The 17,390-nt window shown below is 66.9% G+C and carries 14 protein-coding genes; 8 read left to right on the top strand and 6 right to left on the bottom strand.

Annotated elements, in window-relative coordinates; genetic code table 11:
• The first annotated feature begins 6 nt into the window (after positions 1 to 6).
• Complete coding sequence (locus OHA18_RS30205) at positions 7 to 981, top strand: serine hydrolase domain-containing protein (RefSeq protein ID WP_328998718.1); 975 nt, start codon at positions 7 to 9, stop codon at positions 979 to 981.
• On the opposite strand, the gene pulA is transcribed toward OHA18_RS30205, so the two are convergent.
• The 6 genes from pulA to OHA18_RS30235 form a co-directional block, all read right to left on the bottom strand.
• On the bottom strand, positions 982 to 6,633 hold the full coding sequence (gene pulA / locus OHA18_RS30210; RefSeq protein ID WP_328998719.1) for a pullulanase-type alpha-1,6-glucosidase: 5,652 nt from the start codon (positions 6,631 to 6,633) through the stop codon (positions 982 to 984). It abuts the gene before it with no gap.
• A 73-nt stretch (positions 6,634 to 6,706) separates the two neighbouring features.
• Positions 6,707 to 7,429 (bottom strand): SIR2 family NAD-dependent protein deacylase, encoded by a 723-nt coding sequence (locus tag OHA18_RS30215; RefSeq protein ID WP_328998720.1) that lies wholly within the window; start codon positions 7,427 to 7,429, stop codon positions 6,707 to 6,709.
• A 17-nt stretch (positions 7,430 to 7,446) separates the two neighbouring features.
• Positions 7,447 to 8,019, bottom strand: coding sequence for a GNAT family N-acetyltransferase (locus tag OHA18_RS30220; protein ID WP_328998721.1), 573 nt, complete (start codon positions 8,017 to 8,019; stop codon positions 7,447 to 7,449).
• A gap of 33 nt (positions 8,020 to 8,052) precedes the next feature.
• Positions 8,053 to 8,619 (bottom strand): GNAT family N-acetyltransferase, encoded by a 567-nt coding sequence (locus OHA18_RS30225; RefSeq protein ID WP_328998722.1) that lies wholly within the window; start codon positions 8,617 to 8,619, stop codon positions 8,053 to 8,055.
• A gap of 13 nt (positions 8,620 to 8,632) precedes the next feature.
• Positions 8,633 to 8,845, bottom strand: a complete 213-nt coding sequence (locus tag OHA18_RS30230; RefSeq protein WP_328998723.1) for a sulfurtransferase TusA family protein — start codon at positions 8,843 to 8,845, stop codon at positions 8,633 to 8,635.
• Positions 8,842 to 9,957, bottom strand: coding sequence for a cysteine desulfurase family protein (locus OHA18_RS30235; protein WP_328998724.1), 1,116 nt, complete (start codon positions 9,955 to 9,957; stop codon positions 8,842 to 8,844). The genes OHA18_RS30230 and OHA18_RS30235 overlap by 4 nt, the downstream gene beginning before the upstream one ends.
• 94 nt (positions 9,958 to 10,051) lie before the next feature.
• Here OHA18_RS30235 and ctaC point away from each other — a divergent pair, with 94 nt between their 5' ends.
• The 7 genes from ctaC to OHA18_RS30270 all read left to right on the top strand — a co-directional run bounded on the left by ctaC (position 10,052) and on the right by OHA18_RS30270 (position 17,386).
• Positions 10,052 to 10,939, top strand: a complete 888-nt coding sequence (gene ctaC, locus OHA18_RS30240) for an aa3-type cytochrome oxidase subunit II (RefSeq protein WP_328998725.1) — start codon at positions 10,052 to 10,054, stop codon at positions 10,937 to 10,939.
• A 26-nt stretch (positions 10,940 to 10,965) separates the two neighbouring features.
• Positions 10,966 to 12,708, top strand: a complete 1,743-nt coding sequence (gene ctaD / locus OHA18_RS30245) for an aa3-type cytochrome oxidase subunit I (protein ID WP_442914425.1) — start codon at positions 10,966 to 10,968, stop codon at positions 12,706 to 12,708.
• Positions 12,705 to 13,100, top strand: coding sequence for a cytochrome c oxidase subunit 4 (locus OHA18_RS30250; RefSeq protein ID WP_328998727.1), 396 nt, complete (start codon positions 12,705 to 12,707; stop codon positions 13,098 to 13,100). Before ctaD ends, OHA18_RS30250 begins: the two co-directional genes overlap by 4 nt.
• A 220-nt stretch (positions 13,101 to 13,320) precedes the next feature.
• Positions 13,321 to 14,568, top strand: a complete 1,248-nt coding sequence (locus OHA18_RS30255) for a L,D-transpeptidase (RefSeq protein ID WP_328998728.1) — start codon at positions 13,321 to 13,323, stop codon at positions 14,566 to 14,568.
• A 172-nt stretch (positions 14,569 to 14,740) separates the two neighbouring features.
• Positions 14,741 to 15,940 carry an ABC transporter substrate-binding protein gene (locus OHA18_RS30260; RefSeq protein ID WP_328998729.1) on the top strand — a complete coding sequence of 400 codons (1,200 nt, stop codon included), beginning with the start codon at positions 14,741 to 14,743 and terminating at the stop codon, positions 15,938 to 15,940.
• 7 nt (positions 15,941 to 15,947) lie between these two features.
• Complete coding sequence (locus tag OHA18_RS30265; protein WP_328998730.1) at positions 15,948 to 16,676, top strand: ABC transporter ATP-binding protein; 729 nt, start codon at positions 15,948 to 15,950, stop codon at positions 16,674 to 16,676.
• Complete coding sequence (locus tag OHA18_RS30270; RefSeq protein WP_328998731.1) at positions 16,673 to 17,386, top strand: ABC transporter ATP-binding protein; 714 nt, start codon at positions 16,673 to 16,675, stop codon at positions 17,384 to 17,386. The genes OHA18_RS30265 and OHA18_RS30270 overlap by 4 nt, the downstream gene beginning before the upstream one ends.
• Positions 17,387 to 17,390 lie beyond the last annotated feature (4 nt).

Below are 17,390 nucleotides of genomic sequence, written 5' to 3' on the forward strand. Positions count from 1 at the left end.
GGGGCCATGCAGGCATACCTCGACTCGTTGGTGGATGGCGGCGCGGCCGGCGTGCTGCTGCACTACCGCTCCGGCGACCAGACCTGGGTCGGCTCCAGCGGCCGCTCGCAGCTCGATCCGGACCGCCCGGTGGATCCGGACGGATGGTTCCGGGCCGGCAGCGTCACGAAGACGTTCACAGCCGTCGTCGTCCTACAATTGGTGGCCGAAGGCAAGCTGCGACTGGACGATCCGGTCGGCGAGTGGGTGCCCGGCGTACCGGATTCGATCAGCTTGCGGCAGCTGCTCAACCACACCAGCGGCCTCTACAACTACACCGACGACCTGCCCGCCGACCGGCATCTTCTTGACCGGTATTTGCACCGGGACCCAGCGGGGGCGTTGCGGACCGGGCTGGCGAAGGCGAGGTTGTTCGAGCCGGGTGAGTCATGGTCGTACTCGAACACCAACTACATCGTGCTCGGCCTGCTGGTCGAAGCGGTGACCGGCAAGGCGTACGGCGATGAGGTACGGACGCGCGTCCTGGAGCGACTCGGACTCGAGCGGACGCTCTTGCCGGGCGACGACGTGGATCTGCCCGAGCCGCACGCGCGTGGGTATCTGCAGATCGCCGGCGAATGGGTCGACCTGGCCAGGTTCAACGCGTCGCAGGCGTGGGCGGCAGGAGAGATCGTCTCGACGGCCGCCGACCTCAACCGCTTCTACGCCGCGGTGCTCGGTGGGGAGCTACTCGGGGAGCCCGAGCAGGAAGCGATGCTGACCGTGGTGCCGGTGGACGACTCGTTCGGTTACGCGCTGGGAATCGAGCGCAGGCGTCTGCCGGACGGTCAGGTCGTGTGGGGGCACACCGGTGGGATCTTCGGCTACCAGACGATCAGTTATCACGCGGCTGATCTGTCCCGGCAGCTGACGTTGTCCTACACCGGCACCACCCTGGTGGTCCCGGAGACCGGCCAGGTGCTGGCCGGTCTCCTGAGCTGACTACCTCTGAAGCAGTACGGCGACTGTGCGCGGCGGGACTGTCGCCGTGCCGGTCGCGGCGTTCCAGGTGGTTTGTTTGACGACTGGGTCGGAGCCGCCGGCCTGGATGGGGGACAGCGACAGGTTGGCACCGGACAGGCCTGGCACCTGCTGGGATACCGCTGACCCGGTGCTGTTGAAGACGACCACCACGCCCTTCAGCGCTGGGTCGACGTTTGGTCCGACGGTGTCGTCGATTCGCATGGTGATGACGCCGGGCGTCGTACCGCTCAGCGGGAAGCTGAGCTTCTGGTTGATCAGGTTGGCGGTGCCGAGGCGGAACAGCGGCGTGGAGAAGCGCAGCTTCAGCAGGTCCGCCGCGGCTGCCGAGGCCGTTGACACGTCGCCGGCGGTCGGCTTCAGAGCCGAGTTGGCGAGGAGTGGCTGCATGTACGGCCACTTGGCCTCGTTGTCGGCCTTCGGTGGGAGACCGTGCCCGAATCCGTTGTCGGCGCCGGTCCAGTCGAGGGTGTTGAACCAGTCGCCGGAGTCGTACGAGTTGCGGTCCAGCGACTTGCTCCGCAGCAGGTCCGCACCCGCATGCCAGAACGACGGTGTCTGTGCCAGCGCGGTCGTTGCCAGCGACAACGTGTTCATCCGGATCCGGTCCGGCATCGGCAGGTCGGCCGGCAGCTTGTACGTCAGCGTGTCCCACAACGTTTCGTTGTCATGGGCATCGACATAGCTGATCACCTCGTCCGGCTGATCGGCGTACCCGGCCGGTGAGCCGTTGTAGTCGACCCCGTCGCCGCGCACCGTCGTACCCGACTCGACGGAGCGGAAGGTGAACGAGCGCAGGTTGCCGGCCAGGCCGAGTTGCACCAGGTCGGTGTCGTGCGCCAGCCGCTTCGCCCGCTCGTCCGGCGTCCCGTTGATCGGGTCACCGTTCGGGTCGCTCGCCTCACCGGAGCCGAAGCCCTGGATCCGCGGGTTGTCGTCGAACGGCCCGCCGCCGCGGACCGCGTCGCGCATCCGGTCGGAGAACGTGCCGATCCCGGTGCCGCCGAGATTGCCCTGCCGGGCCTGGACGAACAGCGCGTCGTTGGCGACCTCGCCGAAGTTCCAGCCCTCGCCGTAGAGGTAGATCGACTTGCCGTCCACGCCGTCCTTGGCCAGGGTCAGCCTGTCGAGCGCGGCCCGGATCTTCAGCATGTTCGCCTTGCTGCTGTGGCCCATCAGGTCGTAGCGGAAGCCGTCGACGTGGTAGTTCTTAGCCCAGCTCACAGTGCCGTCGACCATGATCTTCTCGGCCATCGCGTGCTCGGTGGCGATGTTGCTGCAGCAGGTCGAGTTCTCGACCTTGCCGGTCGCGTTCAGCCGCTGGTAGTACCCGGGCACGATCTGGTCGAGCACTGACGTCGGCGCCTCACCGGCGGCCGGCGTGTGGTTGTAGACCTGATCGAGTACGACGCGCAGCCCGGACTTGTGCAGCCCGCCGACCATCGTGCGGAACTCCGCGACCCGAGCGAGCCCGTCCTTCTGCGTCGCGTACGAACCTTCCGGCGCGAGCCAGTGGTACGGGTCGTAGCCCCAGTTGAAGCCGTCCTTCGCGGCGACGGCCGTCACGCACGCCTGCTGCTGGTCCGAGTCCGGCGGCAGCGCCTTCAAATCGCAGGCCGGTGTCTGCTGTCCGGTCTCCGGGATCGATGCAATGTCGAATGTCGGCAAGAGGTGGACTGTGTTCAGCCCCGCCGCGGCCAGCGCCTTCAGGTGCTTGGTTCCGTCGCCGTCGTCGGCGAAGGCCAGGTAGGTACCGCGGTGCGCGGCCGGCACCGTGCTGTCGTTGATCGAGAAGTCGCGGACGTGCAACTCGTAGATCGTCGAGTCGACACCGCGCGCGAGCTTCGGCGCCGGTGTCTTCGACCACGACGCCGGCTGACCCGCCGGATCGTTCAGATCGGCAGCAACGGAGTACGTCGAGTCCGTCGTCAGGGCAACCGAGTACGGATCGGTGACGACGTTCGTCTCGACCTTTCCGGTACTGGGCGCGAAGACCTTGACCTCGAACCGGTACGAAGCGTTCTTCAACGAGCGTGATCCGGTGATGGACCAGGACCCGTCCGCATCGGGTCGCATCGGGAGCCGCTGCGAGCCCACCAGCAGGGCCACACTCTGGGCGGTAGGCGCCCACAGGGTGAACGCCGGTACGCCGCCATGCCACGTCACGCCGTACGAACGACCTGTCGCGCTCCCGGACACGTCGTCGAGCACGCCCGGTATCTGCACACCCGTTGCGTCCAGCAACCGTCCCGCGTCGTCGTACTGCGCCAACCCGAGCTGGCCCTTCAGGATCTTGCGGACGTCCGCGTTGTCCAGCCGCAGGGTCGTGTACCCGGGTTTCACCTCGCGATGGTCATATCGTAGGCCTGTCGACAATCCACCGATGTCGTTCGCGTCGATCTTCAGCGAGCCGGTGTCGGACCAGTGCAGTCGCCAGCGGTACCGCTCCGGGTGGGCGACGGCCGGTACGGCGAGGGTGTTGCGGTCGAGCCAGTACGCCTTGGCCTGACTCAGGTCCGGTGTCGCACCCGGCTTGGACGTCGTCACCGTGAACTGGTGCGTCGCGAGCACGTACGAGAACGTGACCACGAGCCCGTTGCCCGGCACTGTGACCGGCACGTTGTTCGCCGGGTAGCTCTCGTCCGACGACAGGTTGTGCGCGACCTTCGCCTCATAGTTGCCCGCTCCCAACTCGCTGGTGGACCAGGTGTACGTCCCGTCCCCGTCCTCGTCGGTCAACCAGGGTCGCATGCAGGACGGGTCCCAGTCGGTCGGACAGCCCAACTCGGACTGGAACGTGCCGGGCACCGTGATGATCGGGCCTTGCGCACTGGACGTGGCGTAGTGCCGTCCGTGCTCGTAATAGAAGGTGACTGGCCCGCTAGGCCCGGTGTAGGAGATGTTGGCGCCGTTCGCGACCCCGCCGGCGCCGTAGTTCTCGTCCCAGGTCTTGTTGATCGCCGCCTTGTAGGCGTGTTCACCGGCCAGGCCCGTGTAGGTGCCCTTCCACACCTTGTCCTTCGGGTCGAGTGTCAGCTGGGCCTGGTCGCAGTCCGGCGCCCAGTCCGCAGTACAGCCCATCTCACTGTTGTGGTCACCCGGCACGCTGACGTTGGCAGGCTGTACTACGGGACCTGTGCCCCCACCGCCGCCACCCGGGGCGGGTGCGTCGCCGACAACGCCGTACGAGCCGGACACCGAGTAGTTGCCCGAGGCATCGCGCAGTACAGCGCGGTACTCGAGCAGCGTGCCCTTCGCTAGACCGGACACATCCTGGTAGACCCGGTACGGCGCGTTGTCGTCGGCGCCGAGCCGCGTCCACGCCGTCGTACCCACTGGCCGATAGCCGAACGTCACAGTCACCGGAGTGTTCGCAGGCACCGCAGCGGCGATCTCAGCGCGACCACCGACGGTGGCACCGAGCTCCGGTGAGCTCATGTAGACAGCAGGCGCCTTGGCAGGCTTCGGGACCTTCGTCTGGGCCTGGTACACCGTGACTGACAGGGGCGCCTGGCTGAGGACCACACGGCCCTCACGGTCGGTCTTGACCGCCTTGGAGCCGCCGTAGACCGGCTTGAGCCACGTGTTCGGCCCGTACGTCGGCACTGTCGCAGACGCCGTGGTCTTCGAGTTGTTCGCGACTACTAGGTACTCGATGTTGTCGCTACCCAGCCGGCTGAACGCGTAGAGCCCGTTGCTGTTGGAGGAGTACCGGTGCACCTGCCGTCCGTCCGACAGCGCCGGGTACTTCGCCCGCAGCTTCGCCAGCGCCGCGATGTGCTTGTACATCGGCGAGTTGACGTCGTACCGGTCCTTGCTGCCGATCGTGGTCGTGCCGGTGCCGTCGACGACCTCGTCGTCCATGTAGTCGGCGGTCTTGGTCGCGAACATGTCCTGCCGCGCGTCCTTGTCGCCACCCGGTCCGGTGAACCCCTGCTCGTCGCCGTAGTAGATGACCGGCTGGCCGCGCGTGAGGTACATCAGCGAGTGCGCGAGTTCGTCGCGTGCGAGCAGGTCCTGACCGGACGCGCCACTCTGCTTCAGGAACATGCCGACGCGGCCCATGTCGTGGTTGCCGAGGAACGTCGGCAGCTCGTACGCGTTCGAGTCGGCGTCGGTGTAGTAATCGTCGTCGGCGTACAGGTCCTCCAGCTTGGTACTCGGATCGCCCTTCGCGTAGGCGACCGCGTTCTGCTGGAACCCGAAGTCGAGCGTGGCCTGCAGGTCGCCCTTGGTGGTGTACGTCGACATGAGCTGCGGGTTCGCGTCGAAGACCTCGCCGAACATGAAGAAGTTCTTCGACCCGGCGCTCTTGGCCGCGGCCAAGATCTGCGGGGAGAACTTCTGCCAGAACTCGATGTTCACGTGCTTGACGGTGTCGATCCGGAACCCGTCGATGCCGAACTCGGCCCAGGACTTGTAGACGTCGATCATCCCGTCGCGGACCTTCGGCTGCTCGGTGAACAGGTCGTCCAGCCCGACGAAGTCGCCGTACTCCGCGCTCTCGCCGGCGAAGGTCGAGTCGCCGCGGTTGTGGTACAGCGTCGGGTCGTTGAGCCAGGCCGGCACCTTGACGGTCGCGTCGGCCGGGGTCCGGAAGACCGGGATGTTCGGGAAGGACACGTTCGCGTCCAACTGCGGGAACGTGTCGCCGCCGGCATAGTCCTTGTCGTTGAATTCGTTGCCCTGAGCATCCTTGTACGGCGAGGTCGACTTCGGGATGTAGCCGTACTGCTGGGACTGGTAGTCGATCACGTCCGCGGTGTGGTTGGTGATGATGTCGAAGAAGACCTTCATCCCCTTGCCGTGCGCCAGGCTGATCAGCTGCTTCATGTCCGCGTTCGTGCCCAGGTGCGGGTCGATCTGCGTGAAGTCCGTGATCCAGTAGCCGTGGTACCCGGCGCTCACGTTCGCGCCGGTGCCCTGCACGGGCTGGTTCTTGAACGACGGGGTCAGCCAGATGGACGTCGTACCCAGGGACTTGATGTAGTCGAGTTTCTGCATCACGCCGGCCAGGTCGCCGCCGTGGTAGAAGCCCTTGTCCATCGGGTCGAGCCCGGTCTGCAGGCGGTCGCCGGTCAGCCCGCCGGCGTCGTTGGTCTTGTCGCCGTTGGCGAAGCGGTCTGCCATCAGGAAGTAGAACCGTTCCTTGGTGAGGTCCGGGCGCAGACTCGGCGTCGCGAGTGTCTTGTCCGCGGCCGTCACCGCCGAACCGGCTAGGTCGACCGGTTTCACCGTCACAACGTGACTAGTGTCGTCGTAACTAAACTGCAGCTTGGCCGGCCCCTCGATCCGCAACGGGATGTTCGGCCCGTTCAGCACCCCGCCCGCGCCGTAGTTCTCGTCCCAGCCCTTGTTGACCGCGACCTTGTACTCGTACGTCCCGGCCGGCACGTCGAACACCTTCGTGTACGGCGCCCCCGCCCCCAGACTGGTCGCGTCACACCCCGGATCCCAGTCAGCCGCACACCCGAGCTCGCTCTGCAACGATCCCGCCAGCGTGACCACCCGGTCCGCGGCGACTTGAGCCGGCGCCGGTGACGGCGTACCGAGCCCGAGCACGACCACAGCGGCCGCGGTGAAACCTGCCGTCCAACGCCTGAACCCGCGCATCACGGTCCCCTCCCGCCGATTCACCTGCCGGGGACGCTAGCCCTCGGCATTTACCGTGAGGAGGGCTCGAATGTCACGGTAAGGTCACGAGGTTCGGGAGGGTGGTCTCGATGGGGGTGTGGAGGAGTTTGGTGGCGTGCTCGTCGTACGGCGTTGGTTGGGCGTTCAGGATGACGAGCGGCTTGCCGGCGTTCAGTGCGATGTCGCAGAGTCCTGCTGCTGGGTAGACCTGCAGTGAGGTGCCGACGGCCAGGAACAGGTCGGCGGACTCGGTGGCGGCGACGGCCCGGTCGAGTACGTCGCGGTCGAGTGACTGGCCGAAGGAGACCGTCGCGGACTTCAGGATGCCGCCGCAGACCTCACAGGCCGGGTCCTCGTCACCGGACTCGAGCCGGGGGAGTACGTCGGCCATCGGGATACGTCGACCGCACTGCAGGCAGTCGACGTACCAGACCGTCCCGTGCAGCTCATGAACGAGCTCTGGTGACGATCCGGCCTTCTGGTGCAGTCCGTCGACGTTCTGAGTGATCAGGCCGGTCAGACGGCCCTGTCGTTCCAGCTCGACCAGTGCGAGGTGACCCGGATTCGGCTCGGCCGTCCACGCGGGCACGGCGAGACGGTGCTTCCACGTCGCCACCCGCACCTCAGGACTCCCGACGTACTCGTCGATGTCGAACATCGCCTCCGCAGCCGGATCCTTCGTCCACACTCCCTGCGGTCCCCGGAAGTCCGGGATCCCCGACGCGGTCGAGATCCCCGCCCCGGTCAGCACCGCAATCCGCTCGGCTTCGATCACGACGTCGAACATACCGACTAGACGGAGCTGTCCCGGGGGCTGTGAGCCGGGATCCACTCCGACGCCAGGATCGACATCACGATCTCGTCGACCCATTCGCCCTCCCAGAGCAGGGCATCCCGCAGTACGCCCTCGACCTTGAAGCCGGCCTTCTCGTACGCCCGCCGGGCCCGCGGGTTGAACGCGTAGACGCCGAGGCTGATCCGGTGCAGTCCGATCTGCCCGATTCCGTAACCGACGATCAGCCGGGTCGCCTCGGTGCCGAGGCCGCGCCCCTGCCCGGCCGGGCCGATCAGGATGCGGAAGTTGCAGCACTTGTTGTCCGGGTCCCAGTCGTTCAGGACGGCCTCACCGACGACCTGTCCGGAGGCGCGGTCGACGATCGCCAGGTCGAGCCGGTCGGTCTGGTCCTTCCGGGTGCGCATCCACTCCCGGGCCCGCTCTTCGCCGATCTCCTGGTGGCTCCCGGTCAGCCGGGCCACCTCCGGGTCGTCCATCGCGGCGGCCAGCGCGTCGTAGTCGCCTTCGTCCAGCGGTCGCAGTACGACGAGGTCGCCGGTCAGGGTCGGTTTGTGCGCGAAGTCGGTCACTCGACGGAGTCTGTCACCTGATTCGTCACCTGATCACCCGTCGGACCGCAGCGCCGCCCAGTCGGGCCGCAGGATCGCCATCATGATGTCGTCGACCCGCTCGCCGTCCCACTTGAGCGCCTGCCGCAGCCGGCCCTCCTCGACGAAACCGGCCTTCTCGTAGACCCGCTGGGCCCGCGGGTTGAAGGCGAACACCGTGAGCGAGATCCGGTACAGGCCCAGCTGCTCGAACCCGTAGTCGACGATCAGCCGGGTCGCCTCGCTGCCGAACCCCTGATCCCGGCCGTCGGCGCCGATCAGGATCCGGAAGTTGCACGACTCGTCCTCGGGGCTCCACTTGTTGAGCACCGCCTCGCCGACGGTCCGGCCGGTCGCCTTCGACACGATCGCCAGGTCCAGGCGGTCGGTCTGATCCTTACGCGTCCGCAGCCAGTCGCGGTACAGCTCCTCCTCGATGCCCCCGCCGTCGTGGTCGCCGGTGAACTTGTTCGCCTCGGGATCGGCCATCGCCGCCATCAACGCGTCGTAGTCGCGCTCGTCGAGCGGCCGGAGGACGACGAGGTCGCCGGTCAGGGTCGGTTTGTGCGCGAAGTCGGTCACGACCCGGAGTGTTTCAACTGACCCGCCGGATCACGTACTGATTTTCCGCCGCTGACACCAGGTCCTGGGAGCGCATCCGGCACCAGGCCGGGATGTCGACGGCCGCGGCCGGGTCGTCGGCGAGCACGGTGACGGTGTCGCCGATGGCAACAGTCGGTAGCGCCCTGGCCAGTTTGATCACCGGGAGTGGACAGAGCAGGCCGCGGCAGTCCAGCTCGACACTCACATCCCCACCTCCGCCCGGATCCGCTGCACGATGCCGGGCACCACAGTGCAGAACCGGTCGACCTCGGCGTACGTCGTGTCGCGCGCCAGCGAGATCCGTACGTTGCCATGCGTCAGGACGCCCATGGCGGCCAGGACGTGCGACGGCAGGAGCGTGCTCGACGTACAGGCGGAACCACTGGAGACCGCGAAGCCCTCCGCGTCCAGGGCCGTCACGATCGCCTCGCCGTCCACATAGAGACAGGAGAACGTGAGGATGTGGGGCAGCCGGTCGTCCGTATCGCCCACCACCTCGACATCCGGTACGTCGGCCGCGATCCGGCGCCGTACCTCGTCGATCCAGGCCCGGTGCCGCTTGTTGAGCTCCTCGGCCTCACCGAGCCGGGCCTGCAGCGCAGCCGCCGCGGCCAGCGCATTGGGTACGTCGGAGAAGCCGGGGGAGAGCCCGTCCTCCCGCTCGTCCATCGGCCACGCCGGTGTGAACCGGGTGCCCTTCCGGACGGCCAGCAGCCCCACCCCGGCCGGACCACCCCACTTGTGCGCACTGGCTGCCAGCGCCGACCACCCAGCCGGCACCACGTCGTGCCCGATGGACGCGGACGCATCAACAAACAGCGGTACGCCGTTGCAGACCTCCGCGATCGCAGCGATTGGTTGCCGGGTCCCCACTTCGTGATTGGCGGACTGGACAGCAGCCACCGCGACATCCGGCCGCCGTACGGCGTGTGCGAAAGCCTCCTGGTCTACCTGGCCGCGGATGTCCACCCCGACTTCCACACCCGTCTCGCCGGCACTGTGCAGAACGGCGGAGTGCTCGACAGCTGTGTGCACAACCCGCGTGCCTGCGCGTGTCCGCGCAGCCTTCAGCGCGGACAGTCCGGCCTGGATGGCCGTCGTACCCGAGGTCGTCAGGTACAGCTCGTCCGGCCGTACTCCGACCGCGTCCGCGAGCACGGCGCGGGCGTTGTCCAGCAGCAGTCGTGCGGTCCGTCCTTCGTGGTGCAGACGCACCGGATCGGCCCATCCGGAATCCACTGCCGACAGCAACATTTCCCGTGCTGCCGGGTGCATCGGCTCCGCCGAGGCCGCGTCCAGATACCCACGCTCGCTCACACGGGAAACGCTAAGCCCTACCTATGCGCAGGACGGCGAAAGGTGTCCAGTAGTGTTTGGTCGTCAGTCTCACTTGGGAAGGGAAAGGCGCCCCGTGGGTTCGAACGGCACGCCCGGAGTGGAGGAGCGACCGGCAGGTTCTGCCGGCGCCACACGACCGGCGAAGCGTCGCCTGCTGGTCGGCAGTGCAGTGGTGCTCGGCACCCTCATGCTGACCGGTTGCTCGACGGCGACCACTGAGCAGTGGAAACGACTCGGTCTCCCCGAGGGCGCATCCGACCGGACCGAAGCGGTCCGAAGCCTCTGGATCGGCGCGTGGATCGCCGCGCTGATCGTCGGCGTGATGGTCTGGGGCCTGATCCTCTGGGTCTCCGTCCGGTATCGCAAGCGCAATGACGAGGCCCCCCGGCAGGTGCGGTACAACCTGCCGCTCGAGGTGCTCTACACGCTGGCGCCGTTCGCGATCATCGGTGTGCTGTTCTTCTACACCGTGGAGCACGGCGACAAGATCACCGCGATGTCGAACAGCCCGCAGCACACCGTGAACGTGGTGGCCCAGCAGTGGCAGTGGACCTTCAACTACAAGGACACGGTCGACGGGCAGCAGGGTGTCTGGGAGACCGGCACCATGGACAGGCCGGCCACGCTGTGGCTGCCGGTGAACGAGTCGGTGCGCTTCGACCTGACCTCGCCGGACGTGATCCACTCCTTCTGGGTGCCGTCGTTCTACTTCAAGCTCGACGTCATCCCGGGCCGGACGAACAAGTTCGAGCTCACCCCGACCAAGATCGGCACCTTCGAGGGCAAGTGTGCGGAGCTCTGCGGGCTCTACCACAGCCGGATGGTCTTCAGCGTGAAGGTCGTCAGCCGCGACGACTACGACACACACCTCCGTGAACTGGCCGCCAAGGGCCAGACCGGCGCCGCCACCGGAGGCTCCGACGCCACCACCATTCCCGGTACAGGGGAGGGCGAGAAGTGACCGACTACGCCGAGCGCACCGGCGCTATCGGTAGCACCACCGCACTGCCGCGGCGGCGCAGCAAGGGTCAGATCCTGGTCAAGTGGATCACCACCACCGACCACAAGCTGATCGGGCACATGTACCTGATCACGTCGTTCGCGTTCTTCCTGATCGGCGGTGTGATGGCGCTGGTCATCCGCGCCGAGCTGGCCAAGCCGGGCCTGCAGATCGTGAACGAAGAGGTCTACAACCAGCTCTTCACGATGCACGGCACGATCATGCTGCTGCTGTTCGCGACCCCGCTGTTCGTCGGCTTCGCGAACGAGATCATGCCGATCCAGATCGGCGCACCGGATGTCGCGTTCCCGCGGCTGAACATGTTCAGCTACTGGCTGTTCCTGTTCGGCGGCCTGATCACGATCAGCGGCTTCTTCACCCCGGGCGGCGCGGCCGACTTCGGCTGGTTCGCCTACGCCCCGCTGTCCAACGCGGTCCGCTCGCCGGGTATCGGCGGTGACCTGTGGATCATGGGTCTGTGGATGGCCGGTCTGGGCACCATCCTCGGTGCGGTCAACTTCGTGACGACGATCATCACGATGCGGGCGCCGGGGATGACGATGTTCCGGATGCCGATCTTCACCTGGAACATCCTGGTCACGTCGATCCTGGTGCTGATCGCGTTCCCGATCCTGGCCGGCGCGCTGCTCGTGCTGGAGGCCGATAGATCGTTGGGGGCGCACGTCTTCGATGCCGCGAACGGTGGGCCATTACTCTGGCAACACCTGTTCTGGTTCTTCGGGCATCCCGAGGTCTACATCATCGCGTTGCCGTTCTTCGGCATCATCACCGAGATCCTGCCGGTGTTCAGCCGCAAGCCGGTCTTCGGCTACATCGGTCTGGTCAGCGCGACCCTCGGTATCGCGGTCCTCTCGGTCGCGGTCTGGGCCCACCACATGTTCGTCACCGGCGCGGTGAACCTGCCGTTCTTCTCGTTCATGACGTTCCTGATCGCGGTACCGACCGGCGTGAAGTTCTTCAACTGGATCGGCACGATCTGGGGCGGCTCGGTGTCGTTCGACACCCCGATGCTCTGGTCGGTCGGCTTCCTGACGACCTTCCTCTTCGGCGGTCTGACCGGCATCATCCTGGCCTCGCCGGCGCTGGACTACCAGCTGTCCGACTCGTACTTCGTGGTCGCGCACTTCCACTACGTCGTCTTCGGCACCGTGGTGTTCGCGATGTTCGCCGGGTTCTACTTCTGGTGGCCGAAGTTCACCGGCCGGATGCTGAACGAGCGGCTCGGCAAGCTGCACTTCTGGCTGCTGTTCATCGGCTTCCACACCACGTTCCTGGTGCAGCACTGGCTCGGTGTCGAGGGCATGCCGCGGCGGTACGCCGACTACAAGGCGAGCGAGGGCTTCACCACGCTGAACGAGGTCTCCAGCGTCGGCGCCTTCATCCTGGGCATGTCGATGCTGCCGTTCTTCTACAACGTCTACAAGTCGCGGAAGTCGCCCAAGGTCGGCGTCGACGACCCGTGGGGCTGGGGCCGCTCGCTGGAGTGGGCGACCAGTTCGCCGCCGCCGCGACACAACTTCGAGAAGCTGCCCCGGATCCGGTCCGAGTCCCCGGCGTTCGACCTGCACCACGCCGAGCTGGCCCTGGCGGAGTACCCGGACAACCGGGCCGGCGCCGACAACCTGCTCGACGCCGGCGAGGACCAGGGCCGGGTGGAGCATCTCGAGGAGATCGCCGATAGCGAGACCGAAGGGAAGGACAAGGCGTGAAGGTCGAAGCCTGGGTCTTCGGGATCCTGAGCGTTTTCGTCGTGGTCGTCACGCCGATCTACTGGCTGATGTCGAACGACCCCACCGGCACCACGGCGCTGGTGATGACGTTCTTCCTGTCACTGCTGGTGGCGTTCTACCTGAGCGTCACCGCACGGCGGATGGACGCCCGGCCGGAGGACCGCAAGGAAGCGGAGATCGTCGAAGGAGCCGGTGAGCTCGGCTTCTTCCCGCCGTACTCCTGGTGGCCGCTGTGGTGCGCGCTGACGCTCGCCGTGGCCGTGCTCGGCATCGTCTTCGGCTGGTGGCTGTTCATCGCCGGCGTCGGCATCGGCATCGTGACGCTGAGCGGGTTCATCTTCGAGTACTACCGCGGTGACCACGCTCACTGAGCAGTACGACGGTGTCCACTAGTTGAGCACCGTACGAAAAACGCCGTCCGGGAACGAACCGGGCGGCGTCTTCGTGCGTCTTTAGGAATGCCACCGGTACGGACCGTTGTGGTCCGTACCAGTTCGGTGGCGGTGCGGTGCAAAGAAATGTCGCTGCGGCAGGTTACCCTTACCGCGGTTTGACTAAACAGGGGAGAGCTGGGGAATGGTGAGCGGTTCGGTGAGGAAGCACGGGCTTGCCGTAGTGGGGATCTGTGTGCTGCTGCTGGCCGGCACGGCCTGCAGCGACACGAAAGCCGACGGTGGCAACGGCAGCGGTGGTCAGTCGACCCCGGGCGCGTCCACGTCGCAGAGCAACTCGCCCGGTGCATCGACCACTCCAGGCGACTCGACCACTCCGTCGGAGACGCCTGCGGCGAACATCGCCGTCGTGCCTGCCAAGGGCGCGTCCTCGGTGCAGCCGGACAAGCCGGTGACGGTGACCACGACGGCCGGCAAGCTGGCTCAGGTCACGCTGAAGGACGACGACGGCGACGCGGTGGCCGGCAGCTTCAACACGGAGAAGACGCAGTGGACCTCCACGGATCACCTGAAGCCAGGCGCGTCGTACACCCTGAGTGGCTCCGCCGAGGGCACCGACGGCGGCACTGTGCCGATCAGCTCGACGTTCAAGACGGTGAAGGCGACCAAGAGCCTGAAGGCCTCGGTCGTCCCGCTGAACGGTGAGACCGTCGGCGTCGCGCTGCCGATCCAGATCTTCTGGAACAACCCGGTCAAGGACCGCGCCGCGGTCGAGAAGCGGCTCAAGGTCACCACGTCGGTCCCGGTCACCGGCAGCTGGCACTGGGTGAACAGCAAGCAGGTCAACTACCGGCCGATGAACTACTGGCCGGCCGGCACCAAGGTGACGGTGAACATCGACACCCAGGGCGTCAACGCCGGTAACAACACCTGGGGCACTGCCAGCCGGAAGATCGCCTTCAGCATCGGCAAGTCCGTCGTCAGCTTCGTCAACGTCAAGAAGCACACGATGACCGTGAACATCAACGGGAAGCTGGCCCGCACCATCCCGATCACCGCCGGCAAGGACGGGTTCACCACCCGCAGCGGAGTGAAGGTGATCATGGAGAAGTTCACCACCAAGCGGATGGACGCGGCGACGATCGGCATCAAGCCGGGCGACCCGAACTACTACAACATCAGCGACGTGAAGTGGGCCCAGCGGGTCACCAGTTCCGGCGAGTTCATCCACGGCGCCCCGTGGTCGTCCGGCAGCCAGGGCAGCGCCAACGTCAGCCACGGCTGCGTCGGCATGAGCCTCGCGGACGCCAAGTGGTTCTTCGACCAGACCCTCCGCGGCGACCCCGTCACCGTCACCGGCACCTCCCGCCACATGGAGCCCGGCAACGGCTGGACCGACTGGAACACCACCTGGGCGGCCTACAAGAAGGGCTCCGCGCTCTCCTGACACCAGCGCATCGACAGGCCTGAGGCCTGCACAGCTCCGCACCGGAGCCGTGCAGGCCTCAGTGCGTTGTGGCATGGCTGTCTTTGAAGTTGAGATATCTGACCCTAGACATTGAGATTTCAGTGTCCTACATTGCAACGACAACCCCGCCATCGAGACCAAGGAATCTGCGATGCGCCGAATTGTCGTTCTTCTCACTGTCTGGATCCTTGGTGTGACGATGGCCGCCGGCTGCGGCGATCACGACGAGTCCGGGGGGCCGTCCGGGACGCTGCCGGACGGGCCGATCGTCATCGGAATGGCGATCGCGCGGTCCGGGTTCGCCGCGCCGTACGATCTCGGGCCGGCGCGCGGCGCCGAGCTCGCGGTCGCGGACCTCAACGCGCACGGCGGCGTCCTGGGCCATCAGCTCGAGCTCAAGTACGGCGACACGAAATCCGACCGGGCGCTCGGCACCACTGTCGGCCTCGACCTGCTGTCGCACGGCGCGAAGGTCATGGTCGTCACCTGCGACTTCGACCTCGGTAGTCCCGCGGCCATCGCCTCGACCAGCAAGAAGGTCGTGGCGGTGTCGCCGTGCGCCGGCTCTTCGCAGTTCGACGTGCCGACGCTGGGACCGCTCGCGTACTCGATGGGCACCAAGAGCGCGGCCGGGGCGATGAACGTCGCCCAGTTCGCCTACGACAAGGGGTACCGGAAGGCCTTTCTCTGGCTCGATCCGAGTATCACGCACACCAAGGAGACCTGCGCGGCGTTCGAATCGCAGTTCGGCGCGCAGCCGCAGGCGAAGGTGGTCGGGACCGAAACGATCCAGCAGAACGACGCGTCGTTCGCCGGCCAGGTCGCGCGGCTGCGGGAATCCGGCGCCGACGTGCTCGAGCTGTGCAGCTACAACCCGGGCGCGGCCACCGCACTGCGCCAGCTCCGGGCTGCCGGCGTCGACATCCCGGTCGTGTCGAACATCTCGATGGACGGCAACTACTGGCTGCAGAGTGTCCCGAACCTGAAGAACTTCTACTACGACGCCTTCGGCTCGCTGTACGGCGGTGATCCGCGCGCGGATGTGAACGAGTTCTTCACCCGCTACCAGGCGAAATTCGGTGAGCCGGCCGTGACGTCGTACGCGCTCACCGGCTACGCGACGATCCAGATGATCGCCAAGGCGATCGAGACGGCGCACACCACCGACGGCGCGGCGCTGGCCAAGGCGATCGACGGACTGGGTTCGTACGAGACGATCGCCGGCCCTGTCGGGTTCAGCGCGACGCAGCACATCGTGACGGATCGTCCCGCGGTGATCATGGGCGTCGACGGAGGCCGGATCAGCCCGGTCGCCATGTACGCCGGCGGACGCAAGATCGTGAAGGGCTGAGCGGCCCATGCGGCCGCTGCTGTGCACGAGTCACGTGACCGTGCGCTTCGCCGGGCTGTGCGCGCTGGACGACGTCGGACTCGAGCTGGGCCACGGCGAGATCCTCGGGCTGATCGGGCCGAACGGGGCCGGGAAGACGACGCTGCTCAACGTGCTGTCGGGCTTCCAGCGTCCGACCGCGGGCCACGTCGAGCTCGACGGCCACCGGATCACCGGCTGGGATCCGCCCCGCCGGGCGCGAGCGGGGATCAGCAGGACGTTCCAGGACGTCCGGCTGTTCCCGGACATGACCGTGCGCGAGAACTGTGAAGCCGCGGTGGTCAGCTGCGACGGGAAGTGGGCGACCGCGCGGACCCGGGCGAGCCAGGCGCTGGACTGGTTCGACCTGCAACAGAGCGCCGACGTCCTGGCTCGTGACCTGCCGTACGGCGTGCAGCGGCGACTCGGGATGGCCCGGGCGATCTGCGCCCAGCCACGAGTGCTGTTGCTCGACGAGCCGGCGGCCGGACTCAACGACGACGAGAGCGCTGCGATGGCCGAGACAGTGCGGCAGATTCATCAGGAGATCGACTGCGGGATCGTCGTGATCGAGCACGACGTACGACTGATCCTGAGTCTGTGTGATCGAGTGCATGTCCTCGATCACGGCGTCACGCTCCGGGTCGGCAGCCCTGAGGAGATCCGGACAGATCCCGAGGTCGTGTCCGCGTACCTGGGAGCGGAGGCGACGGGATGACGCTGCTCGAAGTCTCCGGCCTGCACGTGTCGTACGGGCCGATCGACGCGGTCAAAGGGGTTTCGTTCAGCATCGGACGCGGCGACGTGGTCGCGGTCCTCGGTCCGAACGGGGCCGGCAAGTCCAGCATCCTGCAGGCGATCCAGGGTCTGGTTCGCTCGCGCAGCGGATCGATCCGTTGGCGCGGCACGGACATCACGAACTGGGCCCCCGAGCGCCGAGCGCGGGCGGGGATCGCGTTCGTGCCCGAGTCGCGGGGCGTGTTCCGCACGCTGTCGATCGGGGAGAACCTGCGGCTTGCCGGCTGTGCACTGGCCGGGGGAGTCGACGTCGCAGAGCGGATAAAGCTCGCCTTGCGACACTTTCCCGCACTGGCGAACCGGCTGTCCGAGCGGGCCGCGGTGCTGTCCGGCGGCGAACGCCAGCAGCTCGCGATCGGACGGGCGCTGGTGGCCGCACCGGACTTGCTGGTCCTCGACGAGCCGTCGCTCGGGCTCGCGCCGGTCGTGCTCGACGAGCTGTTCGCCAACCTCGCCGCCCTGCGTGACGAGGGCTCGACGATCCTCCTCGTCGAGCAGAGCGTCGCCCGCGCGGTCCGGCTCGCCGACCAGCTGTTCTCGCTGCGAGGGGGTGTGATCGAGCGCGTGGACGAGCCCGACGAACTGCTGCGGAATCCGTCGTTCCGGGCCAAACACCTGGGAATGGGGTGAACAC

It is taken from the genome of Kribbella sp. NBC_00709 (genome assembly GCF_036226565.1).
Classification (GTDB): Bacteria; Actinomycetota; Actinomycetes; order Propionibacteriales; family Kribbellaceae; genus Kribbella.